The organism is Pseudomonas sp. AC193, assembly GCF_979258075.1.
In genome coordinates, this window is the sequence record NZ_OZ409832.1 from 1,673,050 (window position 1) to 1,691,214 (window position 18,165).

Annotated in this window: 15 protein-coding genes; 4 read left to right on the plus strand and 11 right to left on the minus strand. The window is 59.3% G+C overall.

Annotated features, from left to right (window positions below):
• Positions 1-27: 27 nt before the first annotated feature.
• The 6 genes from ACZZ0D_RS07740 to ACZZ0D_RS07765 all read right to left on the minus strand — a co-directional run bounded on the left by ACZZ0D_RS07740 (position 28) and on the right by ACZZ0D_RS07765 (position 6,282).
• Entirely contained in the window at positions 28-1,308 is a 1,281-nt protein-coding gene (locus tag ACZZ0D_RS07740; protein WP_053121428.1) for a TRAP transporter large permease, read from the minus strand.
• On the minus strand, positions 1,308-1,835 hold the full coding sequence (locus tag ACZZ0D_RS07745) for a TRAP transporter small permease (RefSeq protein ID WP_463552839.1): 528 nt from the start codon (positions 1,833-1,835) through the stop codon (positions 1,308-1,310). Before ACZZ0D_RS07745 ends, ACZZ0D_RS07740 begins: the two co-directional genes overlap by 1 nt.
• 79 nt (positions 1,836-1,914) lie before the next feature.
• Positions 1,915-2,886, minus strand: a complete 972-nt coding sequence (locus tag ACZZ0D_RS07750) for a TRAP transporter substrate-binding protein (protein ID WP_053121423.1) — start codon at positions 2,884-2,886, stop codon at positions 1,915-1,917.
• 61 nt (positions 2,887-2,947) lie between these two features.
• A complete protein-coding gene (locus tag ACZZ0D_RS07755) occupies positions 2,948-3,841 on the minus strand; it encodes an SMP-30/gluconolactonase/LRE family protein (RefSeq protein WP_463552840.1) in 894 nt (297 codons plus the stop codon).
• A gap of 43 nt (positions 3,842-3,884) precedes the next feature.
• Positions 3,885-4,709, minus strand: coding sequence for an NAD-dependent epimerase/dehydratase family protein (locus tag ACZZ0D_RS07760; RefSeq protein ID WP_463552841.1), 825 nt, complete (start codon positions 4,707-4,709; stop codon positions 3,885-3,887).
• Positions 4,710-4,986: 277 nt separating this feature from the next.
• A complete protein-coding gene (locus ACZZ0D_RS07765) occupies positions 4,987-6,282 on the minus strand; it encodes an OprD family porin (RefSeq protein WP_212544632.1) in 1,296 nt (431 codons plus the stop codon).
• A gap of 294 nt (positions 6,283-6,576) precedes the next feature.
• On the opposite strand from ACZZ0D_RS07765, the gene ACZZ0D_RS07770 reads away from it, so the two are divergent.
• Together ACZZ0D_RS07770 and ACZZ0D_RS07775 are read left to right on the plus strand one after the other, a co-directional pair.
• Entirely contained in the window at positions 6,577-8,232 is a 1,656-nt protein-coding gene (locus tag ACZZ0D_RS07770) for an MFS transporter (RefSeq protein ID WP_463552842.1), read from the plus strand.
• On the plus strand, positions 8,229-9,371 hold the full coding sequence (locus ACZZ0D_RS07775) for an HlyD family secretion protein (RefSeq protein WP_159814679.1): 1,143 nt from the start codon (positions 8,229-8,231) through the stop codon (positions 9,369-9,371). Before ACZZ0D_RS07770 ends, ACZZ0D_RS07775 begins: the two co-directional genes overlap by 4 nt.
• 120 nt (positions 9,372-9,491) lie before the next feature.
• Here the strand turns inward: ACZZ0D_RS07775 and copD are convergent, their stop codons facing one another.
• Together copD and copC are read right to left on the minus strand one after the other, a co-directional pair.
• On the minus strand, positions 9,492-10,346 hold the full coding sequence (gene copD, locus ACZZ0D_RS07780) for a copper homeostasis membrane protein CopD (protein WP_463552843.1): 855 nt from the start codon (positions 10,344-10,346) through the stop codon (positions 9,492-9,494).
• A gap of 3 nt (positions 10,347-10,349) precedes the next feature.
• Positions 10,350-10,712, minus strand: coding sequence for a copper homeostasis periplasmic binding protein CopC (gene copC, locus ACZZ0D_RS07785; protein WP_159814677.1), 363 nt, complete (start codon positions 10,710-10,712; stop codon positions 10,350-10,352).
• Positions 10,713-10,857: 145 nt separating this feature from the next.
• Here copC and ACZZ0D_RS07790 point away from each other — a divergent pair, with 145 nt between their 5' ends.
• Positions 10,858-11,478 (plus strand): TetR/AcrR family transcriptional regulator, encoded by a 621-nt coding sequence (locus tag ACZZ0D_RS07790; RefSeq protein WP_212544627.1) that lies wholly within the window; start codon positions 10,858-10,860, stop codon positions 11,476-11,478.
• 229 nt (positions 11,479-11,707) lie between these two features.
• Here ACZZ0D_RS07790 and preA read toward each other — a convergent pair whose 3' ends face one another.
• The 3 genes from preA to hydA all read right to left on the minus strand — a co-directional run bounded on the left by preA (position 11,708) and on the right by hydA (position 15,983).
• Complete coding sequence (gene preA, locus ACZZ0D_RS07795; RefSeq protein WP_053121404.1) at positions 11,708-12,982, minus strand: NAD-dependent dihydropyrimidine dehydrogenase subunit PreA; 1,275 nt, start codon at positions 12,980-12,982, stop codon at positions 11,708-11,710.
• On the minus strand, positions 12,983-14,350 hold the full coding sequence (locus tag ACZZ0D_RS07800; protein WP_463552844.1) for an NAD(P)-dependent oxidoreductase: 1,368 nt from the start codon (positions 14,348-14,350) through the stop codon (positions 12,983-12,985).
• A gap of 193 nt (positions 14,351-14,543) precedes the next feature.
• Positions 14,544-15,983, minus strand: coding sequence for a dihydropyrimidinase (gene hydA, locus ACZZ0D_RS07805; RefSeq protein WP_463552845.1), 1,440 nt, complete (start codon positions 15,981-15,983; stop codon positions 14,544-14,546).
• Positions 15,984-16,607: 624 nt separating this feature from the next.
• Here hydA and ACZZ0D_RS07810 point away from each other — a divergent pair.
• The gene (locus ACZZ0D_RS07810) at positions 16,608-18,092 is read left to right on the plus strand and encodes an NCS1 family nucleobase:cation symporter-1 (protein WP_463552846.1); all 1,485 of its coding nucleotides are present in this window, start codon (positions 16,608-16,610) and stop codon (positions 18,090-18,092) included.
• Positions 18,093-18,165: the final 73 nt, after the last annotated feature.

The window sequence follows — 18,165 nt, forward strand, 5'->3', positions numbered from 1 at the left end:
TGCCGAAGGCTGCGATCTTTCAGGTTGTTACAACACCAAGTGCGGTAGCCACAGGGAAATGGCGGGAATGTAGGTGACCAGCATCAACACCAGAAACAGCACCGCGTAGAACGGCAGCAGTGCTTTTACCGTGCTTTCGATACTGACCTTGCCCACCGCCGACCCGACAAACAGCACCGCACCTACCGGCGGTGTTATCAATCCGATCCCCAGGTTCACCAGCATGATCATGCCGAACTGCACCGGATCTACGCCAATGCCGAGAATCACCGGCATCAGAATCGGTGTGAGGATCAGAATCAGCGGGGCCATGTCCATCACGGTGCCGAGCAACAGCAGCATGACGTTGATGCACATCAGGATCACGTAGCGGTTGTCTGACAGGGTCAGGAACATCGTGGTGATCTTCGCCGGGATCTGCATCAGGGTCATGATGTAGCCGAAGCTCGCCGCGAAACCGATCAGGATCATCACGATCGAAATTGTCCGCACTGTGCGGTGCATCAGCTTCGGCAACTCACTCCATTTGTAGTCGCGGTAGATGAACATGGTCACGAAAAATGACCAGAGCACAGCGATGGCCGCTGATTCGGTTGCGGTGAAAATCCCGGATAGAATCCCGCCGAGAATGATCACCATCGCCATCAGGCCCCACAGCGCTTCGCCGCAGATTTTCAGCGCCTGGCGCAGCGGGATGACTTCGCCTTTCGGGTAGTTGCGTTTACGCGCGAAAATCAGGCACAGCACCATCAGGCACGCGCTCATCAACAGGCCCGGCACCACGCCGGCCATGAACAGCGAAGCGATGGACACCGTGCCGCCGGCCGCCAACGAATAGAGCACCGAATTGTGGCTCGGGGGTGTCAGCAACGCTTGCACCGAACCGCTGACCGTCACCGCTGTGGAGAAATCACGCGGATAGCCTTTGCGCTCCATTTCCGGAATCAGTACCGAGCCCACCGACGCGGTGTCCGCCACTGACGAGCCGGAGATCGCGCCGAAGAATGTCGAGGCCATGATGTTGACCAGCGACAGACCGCCACGGACGAACCCCACCAGCACCCCGGCAAACGCCACCAGCCTGCGCGACATGCCGCCCTCGGCCATGATCGCCCCGGCGAGCACGAAGAACGGAATCGCCAGCAGGGAAAATTTGTTTACGCCGCCAGCGACCTGAATCATCAGCGCCTGAAACGGAATGTCGATCCACCACGCGCCGATCAACGCCGACAGCCCGAGGGCGTAAGCGACCGGCATGCCGATCAGGATCAAGGCGATAAAACTGCCCAGCAGAATCAATGCGTCCATCAGGCAGCCCCTTCGTTTTCTTCAACCAGGTCAAAGCGCACCACGCGGCGATTGCTCTGGTCGCCGAGAAAGAGTTTTTCCAGCACAAAAATCAGCGTCAACGCACCGCCGACCGGGATCGGCATGTAGGTAATGCCCACCCGCAGAGTGGGCAGGGCGCTCATGAACTGGTTCCAGGTCGACAGGCAGAGTTTGCTGCCCCAGATGGTCATGAACAGGCAAATGGTCGCCATCAATACCTGCGAGACAATGCTCATGGTTCTGCGCATGTTCGGCGCCAAGCGATCGGTAATCATCGCGACGGCCATGTGTGCGCCGGCGCGATAACTGGCGGCGGCGCCGATGAAGGTGAAGACCATCATCAGCAGAATGGCGGTGGGTTCCGGCCAGCTGGAGCCGGTGCCGAGGACGTAACGGGCGAATACGCCCCAAGGGATGATCAGGGCAATGGTCAGCACCGACAGACCGGCGACCCAGATGCAGGTCATGTAGATCCGGTCGTTGATGCGCAGCAGCAAATTCTTCATCGGGTTCCACCGTAACCGGGCAGCCGCCGACCTTCGGCGAGGTCAGCGTTGCCGGGCCTTTCGTTGAGGGCTGGGAGGGTTACTGCACGGCTTCGATGCGCTTGATCAGATCGACGTAAGGTGCGCCGTACTTCTCGCGTATCGATGCGGTGGCCTCATAGAACGGTTTCTTGTCGACGGTGATGAACTCGACGCCGGCCGCTTTGAGTTTTTCTTCGCTGCTGGCCGACTTGGCATCCCACAAAGTGCGCTCTTGTGCTTGAGCGGCTTTCGCGGCTTTTTTCACCAGGGTCTGCTGGTCGGGGGTGAGTTTTTCCCAAGTGATTTTCGACATCACGATGGGCTCTGGCAGGATCAGGTGTCCGGTCAGGCTGTAGAACTTCGCGTTCTGGTAGTGATTATGTTCGAGCAGGGTTGGCGGGTTGTTTTCCGCGCCGTCGATCACTCCGGTCTGCAGGGCGCTGAAGATCTCGCCGGTGTCCATGGCGATGCCGTTGCCACCCATTGCGTTGATGGTTTCGATGAACATCGGGTTGCCTTGCACGCGGATCTTCATGCCTTTGAGATCTTCGAGTGTGCGCACCGGTTTCTTGGTGTAGATATTCCGAGTGCCGCCGTCCATCCAGGCGAGGGCTACGAGGTTGAATTCCGACTGGGTGATCTTGTCGAGGATTTCATCGCCGATTTCGCCGTCGATGACTTTACGCATGTGCGCTTGGTCGCGAAACACGAAAGGCATGTTGAACACGTTCACGTCAGGTACCACCGGGCCGACGATGCCGAGGCTGACGCGAGCCATTTGAATCGCGCCGACTTGCGCCTGTTCGACCACTTCTTTTTCCGAGCCCAGCACGCCGCCGGCAAACATCTTGAAAGTCAGTTTGCCGTCGCTGTCGGCGACCAGTGTTTTGCCCAGTTGCTCTTCAGCCACCACCGTCGGATAGCCGGCCGGATGGATGTCGGCGAATTTGATTTCCAGTGCCTGAACGGCGCTGCTGAGGGTGAACGCGAAAGGGAGTGCAGCGACGAGCAACGTGCGTTTGAAGTCCATGAGGGGTATCTCCAGTCTTGTTATTTTTGTGTTCAAGGCACAGCGGTGCAGCAGAGGCGGGTTACAGCAAATCGTTGAACAGTGGTTCCGGCAGGCCCTTGACGCCGGGGTTCAGGGCGAACACGCCGCCGGCCAGAGATTGCGGATCGTGGTCGTCACCGGGGCGGATCGAGGCGACGAACAAGGTGTCCATCTGGCTGCCGCCGAACGCACACATGGTCGGTTTCTTCACCGGTACAGGCAGTGAGTAATCGAGGCGCCCGTCGGGTGTGAAGCGATGCACGAGACCGGCGTCGTTGGCGCAGATCCAGTAGCAGCCATCGGCGTCCACTGCCGCGCCGTCGGGGCGCCCGCAGTGGTTGTTCATGTCGACGAAGACACGGCGATTCGATGGCGTGCCGCTGTCGGTGTCGTAGTCGAAAGCCCAGATCAACTGCACATTCGGGTGTGAGTCGGACAAGTACAGAGTTTTACCGTCGGGACTGAAGCCGAGGCCATTGGGGACGATGAAGCCATCAAGTTGCGCTTCGATCGTCCCGGTTGCGCCGGCACCGTAGCGATAGAGCCGTCCTTCGGGCGCATTCAGGCCCATGTTCAACACCATGCTGCCCGCCCAGAAGCGCCCCTGACGGTCGCAGCGACCATCGTTGAGGCGCATGTCCGGGCGGGCGTGTTCAACGCTGGCAAGCCGCTCGGCGTCGAGGCTGCCGTCGGTGTGCGGATGCAAATGAAAGAAGCCGCTCTCCATGCCGGCGATCCAGCCGCCACGCTGGTGCCGGGCGATGCAGCCGAGCATTTCCGGGGCTTTCCAGGCACGCACCTGGCCGGTATCGGCGCTCCAGCGTTGCAGCGCACCGTTGGGGATATCGACCCAGTACAGCGAATTTTCCTGCGCCACCCAGACCGGGCTTTCGCCCACGGCGTTGCGGGCGTCGACGATCAATTCGGCTTGCATACTCATTCCCTTGGTTTTGATTGGGGGGGATCAAGTGAGTCGGTCAGTCGCCGAAGGGGCCCGCCGCGACGAAGGCGCCACCCTGATAAATCCGCGCCGGGTCATCGGCGGCCGGCATCGGTTGCGCCTCGACTTTCTCGCGGAATACTTCGGAGCTGTCCCGGGCTTCGAAACCGAGGTGGCTGGCGAATCGGTTGTCCCACCAGACGTCTTTGTTATCGGACATGCCGTAGACCACGGTGTGACCGACATTGGCCGTGTACAGCGAGTGCTCGAGCAGTTGCGTGAGGTCGTCGAAGCTCAGCCAGGTGTGCATCATTCGACGGTTTTGCGGCTCGGGGAACGAGGAGCCGATGCGGATGCTGACGGTCTCGATGCCATAGCGGTCGAAGTAGAAACTGGCCATGTCTTCGCCGTAGGACTTGGACAAACCGTAGTAGCCATCAGGGCGGCGCGCAGAGCTGGCGTCGAGTTGCTCGTCCTGTTTATAGAAACCGATGACGTGATTGGAACTGGCGAAAATCACTCGTTTGACGCCATGCCGGCGCGCCGCTTCGTAAATGTGAAAGACCCCGCAAATGTTGGCGCCGAGGATTTCCTCAAACGGCCGCTCCACGGACACACCGCCGAAATGCAGGATCGCGTCGACGCCTTCGACCAGTTGATGCACGGCCTGTTTGTCGGCGAGATCGCAGAGCACGATTTCTTCGCGATCATCGACAGCGGGCGTGAGCGCGGCGATGTCGGACAGTCGCAGCATGTTGGCGTAGGGGCGCAAGCGTTCGCGCAGGACTTTGCCCAGGCCACCGGCAGCACCAGTCAGCAGCAGCCGGTTGAACGGGGCGCGGGAAGGGGTGGTAGACGTCATGGCATTCCCTTACAAATTGTTATTGGTTTGTTGTAGGTTGTCGTATGACTTCGCTGAAGTATCGGTAGGGTTTCCGGATCTTGTCAACGCGACTTTTGGTGTAGATGACGGATGGGCCGATTGGCATTTCGATCGCCCAATGGCTGCTCTGCAATGCATTCCCCTGTAGGAGTGAGCCTGCTCGCGATAGCGGTGTATCAGTCAGCACAATGGCGGCTAACGGGCCGCTATCGCGAGCAGGCTCACTCCTACAGGGGTTTTGTGGTGTTGCAGGGACTTACAACAACGAAATCGGATAGCTGATAAAAACCCGGTTCTCGTCAAACTCGTTAGTGCTGAAGTCCCTGCGAATGGTCGCGTTGCGCCATCTCACGTTGAGGTTTTTCAGCGGGCCGCTCTGTACGGTGTAGGCCAGTTCCGACTCGCGGCCCCATTCCTTGCCGTCAGTGATCAAGCCGGTGTGGACGTTATCGCCGCTGATATAGCGGTTCATCATGGTCAGGCCGGGGATGCCCAGAACGACAAAGTTGTAGTCATGGCGCAACTGCCACGAGCGTTCCTTGGCATTGTCGTAACTGGCGTTGTAACTGTCGTTGGCCAGGGTGCCGCCGCTGGTGCCGTTGACCCGCATCCACGCATCGTCGCCGCCGAGTTTCTGCAGGCCGACATAAAAGGTGCTGCCGCCGTATCTGGCCGAGAGCATGGCGAACGCGGTCTTGTTGTCGAGTTCGCCCGCCTGGGCGCTGCCGTCTTCCTTGCCCGTGAAGAAGCCGAGGTTGGCGCCGAGCGTCCAGTCGCCCACGGGCTGGCTGTGGCTGAGGTTGAAGTACTGCTGCTGGTAGATGTCGCTGAGTTCGGCGTACCACACGCCGACCAGGGTTCGCTTGTCATTGAAGCTGTATTCGCCACCGCCGAAGTTGAAACGATCGGAGGTGAAAGCGCCCCGGCCGTTCATCGACATGTCTTCCATGCTTGCGTCGTTGCGTGGGCTGTTGCCGCGGAACTGGCCGCCGTAGACGGTCAGGCCGTTGATCTCGGTGGACGTGATCTGCCCGCCACGAAACGTTTGCGGCAGGGAGCGGCCATCGTCGGAGCGCAGGATCGGCAGGACCGGCATCCATTCACCGACCTTCAATTCGGTCTTCGACACCTTGGCTTTCATCGCCACGCCGAGCCGGCCGAAGTTGTCCGCCGGACGCCCGTCATCGTGGATCGGCAACAGTTGCGTGCCACCGGTGCCTTTGCCGCCATCAAGCTTCTGAGAGTACAACCCGAGCACGTCGAGGCCGAAACCGACGGTGCCTTGGGTGAAACCGGATTTGGCGTCGAGGATGAAGCTTTGCGTCCACTCTTCAGCCTTGCCTTGTGGGTTGGCCGGGTTAACGAAATTGCGGTTGAAGTAGGCGTTACGCAGGTTCAGCGTGGCTTTGCTGTCTTCCAGAAAGCCTTCAGCGTCGGCGCTCATGGGCATGGCGAAGGCGAGGCTGCTGCAACCTATCAGGCTCAGAGTAGATCGCGGGCGACGGGCAAAAAAACGCGAAGGGCGGGCGGAATTGCGGACGAGTGTGCTCACTGTGACGCTCCCTGTTTCATTGTTGTTTTTATTATTTGTCATACGTCGTCGTACAACATGGTTGCGGATATTTCCTATGTTTTGCGGGAATGTCAACAGCAAGTTATACGATGACCCCCGGCCATCACCCCGACTCCTTGTGGGAGCGAGCCTGCTCGCGAATTCGGACATTCATCCAACCCAGTTGTCGATTGACACACAGCCTTCGCGAGCAGGCTCGCTCCCACAGGGGGAAAAGTGTTTTAACCGTGAATTTGCGGCAAACTTCATCCACCTTCAGCACGAGGCTTTTCAATGGATCAATACGCCCCGCGCCACTGGCAGCCGCACGAGAAGCCCAGTCTGCCCGGTTCCCCTTCGACGCCGCTGCACTCCAACCCCAAGCGCCTGGCCTATGCGCTGGTCGGTTTGCTGGTGGCGCTGACCGGTGGTTTGGGTAACTCGCTGGTGGTTGCCAACCTGCCTTATTTGCAAGGCGCGCTCGGCGCGACCACGGCGGAAATGGCCTGGCTGCCGGCCGCGTATGTAATGACCAACGTGTCGATGAACCTGTTGCTGGTGAAGTTTCGCCAGCAGTTCGGTTTGCGTGCGTTCACCGAAGTATTCCTCGTGTTGTACGCGCTGGTGACCTTCGGCCACTTGTTCGTCAACGATCTCAATTCCGCAGTCGCGGTGCGGGCGGCGCACGGCATGGTCGGCGCGGCGCTGAGCTCGCTGGGCCTGTATTACATGGTGCAGGCGTTCCCGGCGAAGTGGCGAATGAAGGCGCTGGTGCTCGGCCTCGGCACGTCGCAGTTAGCCTTGCCGCTGGCACGATTATTCTCCGAAGACTTGCTGCAAATTGCCGAATGGCGCGGCTTGTACCTGTTCGAATTGGGCATGGCGTTGCTGTCGCTGGGCTGCGTTTTGATGCTCAAGTTGCCGCCCGGCGACCGCTTCAAAACTTTCGAAAAACTCGACTTCCTGACCTTCGCCATTCTCGCCAGTGGCGTCGCATTGCTGTGCGCGGTGTTGTCGTTGGGGCGGATAGACTGGTGGCTGGAGGCCGACTGGATCGGCGTCGCCCTCGCGTCGTCGATTGCGCTGATCATCACCGGTCTGGCCATCGAACATAACCGCAGCAACCCGATGCTGATGACCCGTTGGCTCGGCAGCGGGACGATGATTCGTCTCGCGCTGGCGGTGACCCTGATTCGTATGGTCACCTCCGAGCAGTCCACCGGTGCGGTGGGTTTCATGCAGAACCTGAACATGGGCTATGAGCAATTGCACAGCCTGTACGTGGTAATGCTGATTGGCAGCGTCGCGGGGTTGTTGACCAGCGCACTGACGATCGACCCCAAACACCTGCTGATGCCGCTGATCGTCTCGCTGGGTCTGATGGCCACCGGAGCGGTGATGGACAGTTCTTCCAACAACCTGACCCGCCCGGAAAACCTCTATTTCAGTCAGTTCCTGTTGGCCTTCGGCAGCACGTTTTTCCTCGGGCCGACCATGGTGCTCGGCACGCGCAACGTGTTGACCAATCCGCGCAACCTGGTGAGTTTTTCCGTGCTGTTCGGGATCTGTAATAACCTCGGCGGTTTAATCGGCGCGGCGCTTCTGGGCACCTTTCAGATCGTCAGGGAAAAATTTCATTCCAGTCAAATCGTTGAGCACCTGACGCTGTCTGACCCTTTGGTGGCCGCGCGCGTACAGAGTGGCGGCTCGGCGTATGGCTCGCTATTGGCCGACCCGAGCCTGCGCAACCTTGCGGGTATTCGTAGCCTGGCCAACGCCGCGACCCGCGAGGCCAACGTGCTGGCCTATAACGACGTGTTCATGCTGATCGCCGTGATCGCGGTGCTGACCATGATCTGGCTGTCCATTCGTGCGCTGTGGCTGATGAGCACCACCAAAGCCGTCGCCCCTGCGCCATCCACACCTTCGAGCGGTGCCATTTCTTCATGACCGAACCGACCACCACAACCACCAACGCCATTGCCGCCACGCCCGAAGGCGTGGCGCCGCCGTCATCGCCGAACACTGAACCACGTTCGTTGCGGGTGCGGATCATCTCTTCAATGGGCTTTGCCGCGATCGCCATCGTCGGCGTGTTGATCGTGTTGTATGCCTGGCAATTGCCGCCGTTCAGCAGCGCGGTCGAGACCACTGAAAATGCGCTGATTCGCGGGCAGGTGACGATCATCGGCCCGCAACTCGCCGGTTACGTCTATGAAGTGCCGGTGCAGGATTTTCAGTATGTGAAGGCCGGTGATTTGCTGGTGCGTCTGGATGATCGCATTTATCAGCAGCGTCTCGATCAATCGCTGGCGCAACTGGCGGTGCAGAAAGCCGCGTTGGCCAACGTCGTGCAGCAACGCAATAGCGCCGAGGCGACGATCAAGTTGCGCCAAGCGGTGCAGGCCGACAGCGAAGCGCAGTTGCGCAAAAGCGAGGCGGATCTGCGGCGTAACAAGGAACTGGTGAGCGACGGCTCAGTGTCGAAACGTGAAATGGACGTGGCGCTCGCAGCCAATGCGCAAAGCATTGCTGCGGTGGCGCAGGCCAAGGCCAATGTCGAAATCGCCCGTCAGGATTTGCAGACGGTGATCGTCAATCGTGGTTCGTTGGAGGCGTCGGTGGCCAGTGCGGAAGCGGCGGTGCAACTGGCGCGGATCGATTTGTCGAACACGCGCATTGTCGCGCCGCGTGACGGGCAGTTGGGGCAGATTGGCGTGCGCCTCGGCGCTTACGTCAACTCCGGGGCGCAGTTGATGGCGTTGGTGCCGAACCAGAAATGGGTGATCGCCAACATGAAGGAAACCCAGATGGACAACGTGCGGGTCGGGCAACCGGTGCGCTTCACCGTCGATGCGCTGAACCACCGTAAATTCACCGGGCATGTGCAGCATATTTCGCCGGGCACGGGGTCTGAATTCGCCTTGCTGCAAGCGGACAATGCGACGGGTAATTTTGTGAAGATTGCCCAGCGGGTGCCAGTGCGGATCACGATTGATCCGGATCAGCAGGAAGAGGAACGGCTAAGGCCGGGGATGTCGGTGGTGGTTAGTATCGATACGGCAGCAGGCAACACCCAACCCCACTGACACCACACAAATCAAAAACTGTGGGAGCGGGCTTGCTCGCGAAAGCGGTGTATCAGCGATATATATTTGTCTGACACACCGCTTTCGCGAGCAAGCCCGCTCCCACAGTTTGAACTGCGTTTATCCAGTGATCATCGGGGGCAGGGTGCCGAGCAGCGAGACGGCGGCTACGGCGCCAATGCCGAGCAGCCACTCCAGCATCACACTGCGTTTGAGCGTGCCGATCCGCTGTTCGCAATCTTCCATGCGCAAGCGGTTGAACAACGCCAGCCCGAGCATCCCCAGCACAATCATCGCCTTGATCAACAGAATCAGCGCAAACCCGCTGAACAACGGCGTCGGCCACCACTGGCCGGTCAGCACACGGACGTTGATCAATCCGGTGATCAGCAACCCCGCCACCAGCCAATAACCAACGCCGCTGAAACGCTGCAAAACACCACGAAGCTCACTCGGCTGACGCAGGATCATCACCAGCAGCAACAACCCACCCAGCCACGCGGCCACGCAGGTCAGATGAACGATCTGGTTGAGAATCAGCAGTTGCCCGCTCAGACCATCAAGCATCGCGCCGTGCCCGACCGGTGCCAGCGTCGCCAAAAGCAAGCCACTCAAACCCAGGCGCAACGGTATGCTTGAACGCCACGGAGTGAACAGCAACGCCAGCAGCACCGCGTTGATCAGCAAGTGCCAGCGCCACACCTGACCAAAAAACGTATTGCCCAACACCAGCGCAATCGTGTCTGGATCAAACGCCGCCGCAGCCGAACCGGCCATGCTCGCGGTAATCAGCAACGCCCAGGCAATCCCGCTGACCAGCGCAACCGCAGCCAACCAACGGGCGAGTCGCGTCAGGTGCTGATCCAGTTCCAGCGCTTCACCCTTGAGCAGCAACGGCCGGAATAGCCAGGCGCCGAACAGCATCAACACCACGGTGAAATGCAGAAAGCGGCACAGCACCAGCGCCTCGCTCATGAATTACTGGCCAACCTTGAACTGATAGGCGCCTTCGCTTTTGTGCGTGTCGACCGATACCGCGTGCCATTCGACTTTGTATTCACCGGCGGTCAGCGGCGCAGCCGGGGTGATGATCAGGGTTTTCTTGTCGCCTTCGGTGGTCAGCGGTTTGACCGCAACCGGTGCGCCGTCCTTGGTCACGGTGACTTTGGTGAACGTGGCTTCGACACCTTCGGAAAAGGTCAGGCGCAGATCGGCCGGGGCGGCGACGGTGCTGTCAGCGGCCGGGGTCTGGCTTTTCAAATGGGCGTGGGCAAATACAGAAGACGCAGCGAACAGCGAGGCGAGCAGGGCAGTGGTGGTCAGGACATTCTTGAGCAGCATCGCGGATACCTCTGAGGCAGAATCGAAGAACGGCCAGTTTACTCAACCGCGTCCGGGCGCGTCTGTACGAAGTTTCGTTTTCATCTGTCGCCCGCGTGCCTGAGCGGATGCTAGTCTTCAACAACGCTGTTGTCAGGGAGCCCACATGGGCAATCACAAGATCGAAATTCGCCGCAATAACGTCGAGAAAATCCTGCTGGCGGCGGAAAAAGTCTTCGCCGAAAAAGGTTTCGGCAGCACCGCGATGGCCGACATCGCCGCCGAAGTGCAACTGCCGCGTTCCAATCTGCATTATTACTTCAGCACCAAGAGCGAGCTGTACAGCGCGGTGCTGTTTGATCTGCTGGAAGTGTGGAAGCAGGACGCGCTGTGCTTCGAGATGTTCGACGATCCGCGCGTGGTGCTCAGCAGTTACATCCGCGCCAAGATGAATCACTCGCGCAGCCGGCCGTACGGCTCGAAAGTCTGGGCCAATGAAATCATCCATGGCGCGCCGACGCTGGGCGAGGCGCTGGATGTCAGCCTGTATGACTGGGCGAAAATGAAGGAAGCGAAGATTCGGCAGTGGGTCGAGGACAAGCGGATTTTGCCGGTGGAGCCGTCGGGGTTGTTGTACATGATCTGGGCGTCGACGCAGCACTATGCCGACTTTGATCATCAGGTGAATATTTTGAATGATCACCAGCCGTTGTCGGACATGCAGTTTGAGCGGGCGGTGCAGACGGTGACGAGTGTGATATTGCGTGGGATTGGTTTGGAACCCTAGAAACAGACCCTCACCCCAGCCCTCTCCCGGAGGGAGAGGGGAGCCTACGGAGGTGTCTTGCGGGTTACATTGACCTGAAAAATCCAGTCGATTATGGGTTTAAAGCAGTCCGAGCCTCTGCCTGTATCGATAATGGATTCAAAGCAGATCGTTCACGTCGGTGCAGTTCGTCAATATCCCCCAATCAGTCCCCTCTCCCTTTGGGAGAGGGCTAGGGTGAGGGGCTTTTTCAGACTGCAACGTGATACGGATTGCGCGGATCATGATTCCAGTCCAGAAACGGCTTGCCTGAATCCATCGGCACCATCTCGATACAGTCCGCCACCGGACAAGTAATCTGGCACAAATTGCAGCCCACGCACTCATCATCAATCACTTCATATTTATGCGTCCCGTCCGCCTGGCGCAGGCTGCCAATCGCCTGATGTGAAGTGTCCTCGCAGGCAATGTGGCAACGCCCGCAACCAATGCACGCTTCCTGATCAATCCTGGCGATCACCTGATAGTTGATATCGAGGTATTTCCAGTCCGTGGTATTGCCCACCGCGCGCCCGGAAAACTCACTGATGCTGGCGTAACCCTGACTGTCCATCCACCGCGACAAGCCGTCCTTCATCTCCTCGACGATGCGGAAACCATGCAGCATCGCCGCCGTGCACACTTGCACCGCGCCGCTGCCCAGCGCCATGAATTCTGCGGCATCACGCCAACTGCCGATGCCGCCAATCCCGCAGATCGGCAAGCCCTGCGTCTCAGGATCACGGGCAATTTCCGCGACCATGTTCAGCGCGATCGGCTTCACCGCCGAACCGCAATAACCGCCGTGGGTGCTTTTGCTGCCGACGGTGGGCAGGGCGACCATGTGCTCCAGATCGACGCTGGTGATCGAGTTGATCGTGTTGATCAGCGACACCGCATCGGCGCCACCGCGATGGGCGGCGCGAGCGGCGACGCGGATGTCGGTGATGTTCGGCGTCAGTTTGACGATCACCGGCAGCGAGCAATAAGTCTTGCACCAGCGCGTCACCTGCTCGACGTACTCCGGCACCTGACCGACCGCTGCGCCCATACCGCGCTCTGGCATGCCGTGCGGGCAACCGAAATTCAGCTCGATGCCGTCAGCGCCCGTGGCCTCAACCAGCGGCAGAATGTGTTTCCACGACTCTTCAACGCACGGCACCATCAGCGAAACGATGATTGCGCGATCCGGCCAGTCCTTCTTCACCTGAGTGATTTCGCGCAGGTTGATTTCCAGCGAGCGGTCGGTGATCAGCTCGATGTTATTGATGCCGAGCACTTCGCGGTTGTTGCCGTAATGTGCCGAGTAACGCGACGAAACGTTGACCGCCGCCGGATCCTCGCCAAGGGTTTTCCAGACCACGCCGCCCCAGCCTGCTTCGAACGCGCGCACCACGTTGTAGGCTTTGTCGGTCGGTGGCGCGGAGGCCAGCCAGAACGGGTTCGGTGCTTTGATGCCGGCGAAGACTATCGAGAGATCGGCCATTTACGCAGCCTCCACGTTGAGCATCAGTTGAGCGTTGATCGCCTCGGCGGCGAGTTTGCCGTGCTGCACGGCTTGCACGGTGAGGTCTTGATCGAGGCTGGTGCAGTCGCCGCCGGCATACACGCCGGGGATGCTGGTGCGCAGGTTTTCGTCGACTTGAATGCGTTCGCCCTGACGCTTGAGATCACGGGCGAGCGGGTCGGCGAGGGCGCTGCTGTCGAAGGACTGGCCGATGGCTTTGAAGATCGCGTCGGCGGCCAGTTCGAAGGTTTCACCGGTGGTTTGCAGGCGTCCTTCGACCAGGTCGGTGCGAGCGAAGCGCATACCGCGCACGTTGCCTTGATCGTCGAGCAGCACTTCTTCCGGTTGTGCCCAGGTCAGCAGACGCACCTGATTGGCCTTGGCGATGTCTTGTTCGTGACCGGTGGCGCCCATGTCCGCCGCGCCTCGGCGATACACCAGATTGACATCGCGAGCGCCGAGGCGAGCCATTTGCACGGCCATGTCGATCGCCGTGTTGCCGGCGCCGAGGACGATGCAGCGCTCAGCCAGCGGCAGTTGCGTGAGGTCATCGGCCTGACGCAGTTCGCGGATGTAATCGGTGGCGGCGAGCAGGCCCGGCGCATCTTCGTGGGCCAGACCGAGTTGTTTGCTGGCGTTGAGGCCGAGGCCGAGAAACACCGCGTCGAACTGGTGATGCAGTTCGCTGAGGGTCAGATTCTCGCCGAGTTTCTGCCCGTGGCGAATTTCGATGCCGCCGATTTGCAGGAGGAAATCCAGCTCCTTTTGCGCGTAATCGTCGACCAGTTTGTACTTGGCGATTCCGTACTCGTTGAGCCCGCCAGCCTTCTCCCGCGCTTCGAAAATCACCACGTCATGACCGTGCATGGCGCTGCGATGCGCGCAGGACAAACCGGCCGGCCCGGCACCCACCACGGCGATGCGTTTACCGGTGGCTGCCGCGCGCTGGAATGGATGCTCAGTGAAGTGCGCGTTGTCGACGGCATAGCGTTGCAGCAGGCCGATCAGCACCGGCGCGCATTCGTGGGCGTTGTTGCGCACGCAGGCTTGCTGGCAGAGGATTTCAGTCGGGCAAACGCGTGCACAACTGCCGCCGAGGATGTTTGCCGAGAGGATTTTCTGCGCGGCGCCGGGGACGTTGTCTTGATGGATATTGCGGATGAACGAGGGGATATCGATCTCGCTCGGGCACGCATTCGCGCACGGCGCGTCGTAGCAATACAGACAGCGCGAGGCTTCCAGATGCGCTTGGCGATCATTAAGCGGCGGCGCCAGATCAGTGAACTGGCCGGCGAGGGCGGCCGCGCTTTCGTGCGGGTGGGGGAGATGGTTCAGGGTCTCGATCACGGTTGTGTGCCTCACGGTAACTGCCTCTATCGGGCATTGGCCAAATCCCCATGTAGGAGCTGCCGAAGGCTGCGATCTGTTGATCTTGATCTAAAAAACAAGATCAAAAGATCGCAGCCTTCGGCAGCTCCTACAGGGGAATGCATTTCAAATGTGGGAGCGGGCTTGCTCGCGAAGGCCGAAGGCCTCGATGTCAGCGTTTCACAGCAACTGGCTTATGTTGCTCAGCCCGCTTACTCAGCAAATCAAACACCGCCGGATACGCCGGCCGTTCGATATACCGCCCAGCGCCACGCTCGGCGCGCAGGTCGCCATCGGCCCAGACCACCCGGCCCTGACTGACGGTATGGCTCGGCACGCCGCGCACGGTTTTGCCTTCGAAGATGTTGAAATCCACCTGCTGATGGTGGGTCTTGGCGGAAATGGTGCGCGTGCCTTGCGGATCCCACAGCACCAGGTCGGCATCGGCGCCAACGCGGATCGCACCTTTGCGCGGATAAAGATTGAAGATCTTCGCGGTGTTGGTTGAGGTGAGCGCAACGAAATCCTGCATCGATAAACGACCGGAATTAACGCCCTCATCCCAAAGCACCGCCATGCGATCTTCGATACCCGCCGTACCGTTAGGGATTTTGCTGAAGTCATCACGACCCGCTGCTTTTTGCTCGGCGCAGAAGCAGCAATGATCCGTCGCAGTGGTGTGCACATTACCGTTCTGCAGCCCGTGCCACAGCGCCTCTTGATGACCGCGCGGACGGAACGGCGGGCTCATCACGTAACCCGCAGCAGTCTGCCAGTCCGGGTGTTGGTAGACGCTATCGTCGAGCAGCAAATGCCCGGCCAGTACTTCGCCGTAAACCGGCTGGCCCTTGCTGCGCGCATAGGTGATTTCGTCGAGGGCTTCCTTGGTCGAGACGTGCACCAGATACAACGGCGTGCCAATGGTTTCAGCGATACGAATCGCCCGGCTCGCCGCTTCCCCTTCAACCTGCGAAGGCCGCGACAGCGGATGCGCCTCCGGCCCAGTGATGCCTTGGGCCATCAACTTGCGTTGCAGGTGATAGACCAGCTCGCCGTTTTCCGCGTGCACGGTTGGTACCGCACCGAGCTCCAGACAACGCTCGAAACTCGCCACCAGTGTGTCGTCGGCGGCCATGATCGCGTTCTTGTAGGCCATGAAATGCTTGAAGCTGTTGATGCCGTGATGGCTGACCAGTTCGGCCATCTCTTCGCGCACCTGCTCGCTCCACCAAGTGATCGCGACGTGGAAGCCATAGTCGGATGCGGACTTCTCCGCCCAGCCGCGCCACTGATGAAACGCTTCCATCAATGATTGCTGTGGATTGGGAATGACGAAGTCGATGATCGACGTGGTGCCGCCGGCCAGACCGGCCGCCGTGCCGCTGTAGAAATCCTCGCTGGCCACGGTGCCCATAAACGGCAGTTGCATGTGCGTGTGCGGATCGATGCCGCCGGGCATCAGGTATTGGCCGCTGCCGTCGAGCACTTCGGCGCCGGCGGGAATATCCAGGTTTTCACCGATGGCTTTGATCACGCCGTCGGCGCAATAGACGTCGGCGCGATAACTTTCATCATGGGTAACAACGGTGGCGCCACGGATCAACAGAGACATTCCGAGTTCCTCGCAGGCATGACCGACTTGTGCCGGTTCTAAATGTTTTATTGATGTACAGCAGTGCAGGGTGTATTCCTGTCAGCGCTGTCAGGAATAGAAACTAGTCGTGAATTTGCAATAGAGCAAGAATATTTTTTATAAGCTTATGTCTGTTTTAACTCTATGAAAAATAACGATAAAAAGTGTAAATCACCAAAATGGTGAGGCGGCTCACCATTTTGACGCACTTGACAGGATGGAAATATGAGCAAGATTTCCTATGTGAAATCAGCCGCTTGAAGTTGAGCTGCGGTTGCACGTTCACAATGAAAATAAATGCAGTGCACCAGTTTGAGTCCTGTCTGTTCGGACAACTTGCCAAGTGTTTAGCCTGAGCACCCAGACAAGTTTCCGCGAACTCATCAGGTGAATAATTAAAACTGATAAATATCAGAAAGTTGCAATACGTTTGAAGCACGGCCCTAGCGCCAAGCGGTTCACCCGGCACGTTTATTGATGCCGCCGCTGACACCATGGCCGGTGCACGAAAGTTGTCAGTTCCTCCGGCCATCGTCCGGCTCGCGCCTTGTGTGCAAGCCGCCTGATGAGCAAAAAAATAATCAGAAGAACAGTGGAGCGGCCATGCAACAGAACAGATCGCAAGTGACCGAGCGCGACGGCTTGTTCGAACTCGAAGCCGGCAGCGACGTCCTCGACAGTCCCCGTTACAACCACGATATGGCACCGACCAAGGTGCGCGAACGAACCTGGAATAAATGGCACATCACCGCGCTGTGGGTCGGCATGTCGATCTGCGTGCCGACCTACACCCTCGGCGGCGTGCTCACGGCGTACTTCGGCTTGAGTGTGGGCGAAGCGCTGCTGGCGATTCTGTTCGCCAATATCATCGTGTTGATTCCGCTGACGCTGAACGCCTTTCCCGGCACCAAATACGGCATTCCGTTTCCCGTGTTACTGCGCTCGTCGTTCGGGATTCTTGGTTCCAACGTGCCCTGTTTGATTCGCGCGCTGGTGGCGTGCGGCTGGTTCGGCATTCAGACGATGTTTGGCGGTTTGGCGATTCACCTGTTTCTCGGCTCGATTTTCGACGGCTGGAAATCCCTTGGCGGAACGGGGGAGGTGATCGGCTTCATGGTGTTCTGGGCGCTGAACCTGTGGGTGGTGATTCGCGGCGCCGAGTCGATCAAGTGGCTGGAAACCTTGTCCGCGCCATTGCTGGTGGCGGTCGGCATCGGCTTGCTGGTGTGGGCGATGCCCAATGTCTCGATGACCGAACTGCTGGCGATCCCGCCGAAGCGTCCTGAAGGCGCCAGTGTGGTGAGTTACTTCGCCGCCGGGCTGACGGCAATGGTGGGTTTCTGGGCGACGTTGTCGTTGAACATTCCGGACTTCAGTCGTTACGCCAAGAGCCAGAAAGATCAAATCCTCGGGCAGATTTTTGGCCTGCCGCTGACCATGTTTTTGTTCGCCTCGCTGGGCGTGATCATGACCGCGGCGTCGGTGAAACTGGTCGGCGTGACGGTGTCTGATCCGGTGACTTTGATCGGCCATATCCAGAGTCCCGTGTGGGTCGCGGTGGCCATGGCGCTGATCATCATCGCCACGCTGTCGACCAACACCGCCGCGAACATTGTCTCGCCGACCAACGATTTTCAAAACATCGCGCCCAAGGTGATCAACCGCACCAAAGCGGTGTTGCTGACCGGGTTGGTCGGGTTGTTGTTGATGGGGCATGAGCTGCTGAAAAAGCTTGGTTTGATCGTTTCCGATGTGAGCCTGGAGACCGTGTATTCCAACTGGTTGCTGGGTTATTCAAGCCTGCTCGGGCCGATTGCCGGGATCATGGTGGTGGACTATTTCCTGATCAAGAAACAGCAACTGGATCTGGCCGGGTTGTACCGCGATGACGTGTATCCGGCGTGGAACCGGGCCGGGTTTCTCGCGTTTGGTGTGCCGGTGGTGCTGACGTTGTTGTCGCTGGGTAGCGATGCGTTCAGCTGGTTTTACAGCTATGGCTGGTTCACCGGCTCGGCGTTGGGCGGGATTATTTATTACGGGTTGTGCGTGATGCGGGCGCAGCCTTCTGCAGTTAAGTCGGCGGTGTAGCGGATGGCCTCTTCGCGAGCAGGCTCGCTCCCACATTTGAAATACGTACCCTTGTGGGAGCGGGCTTGCTCGC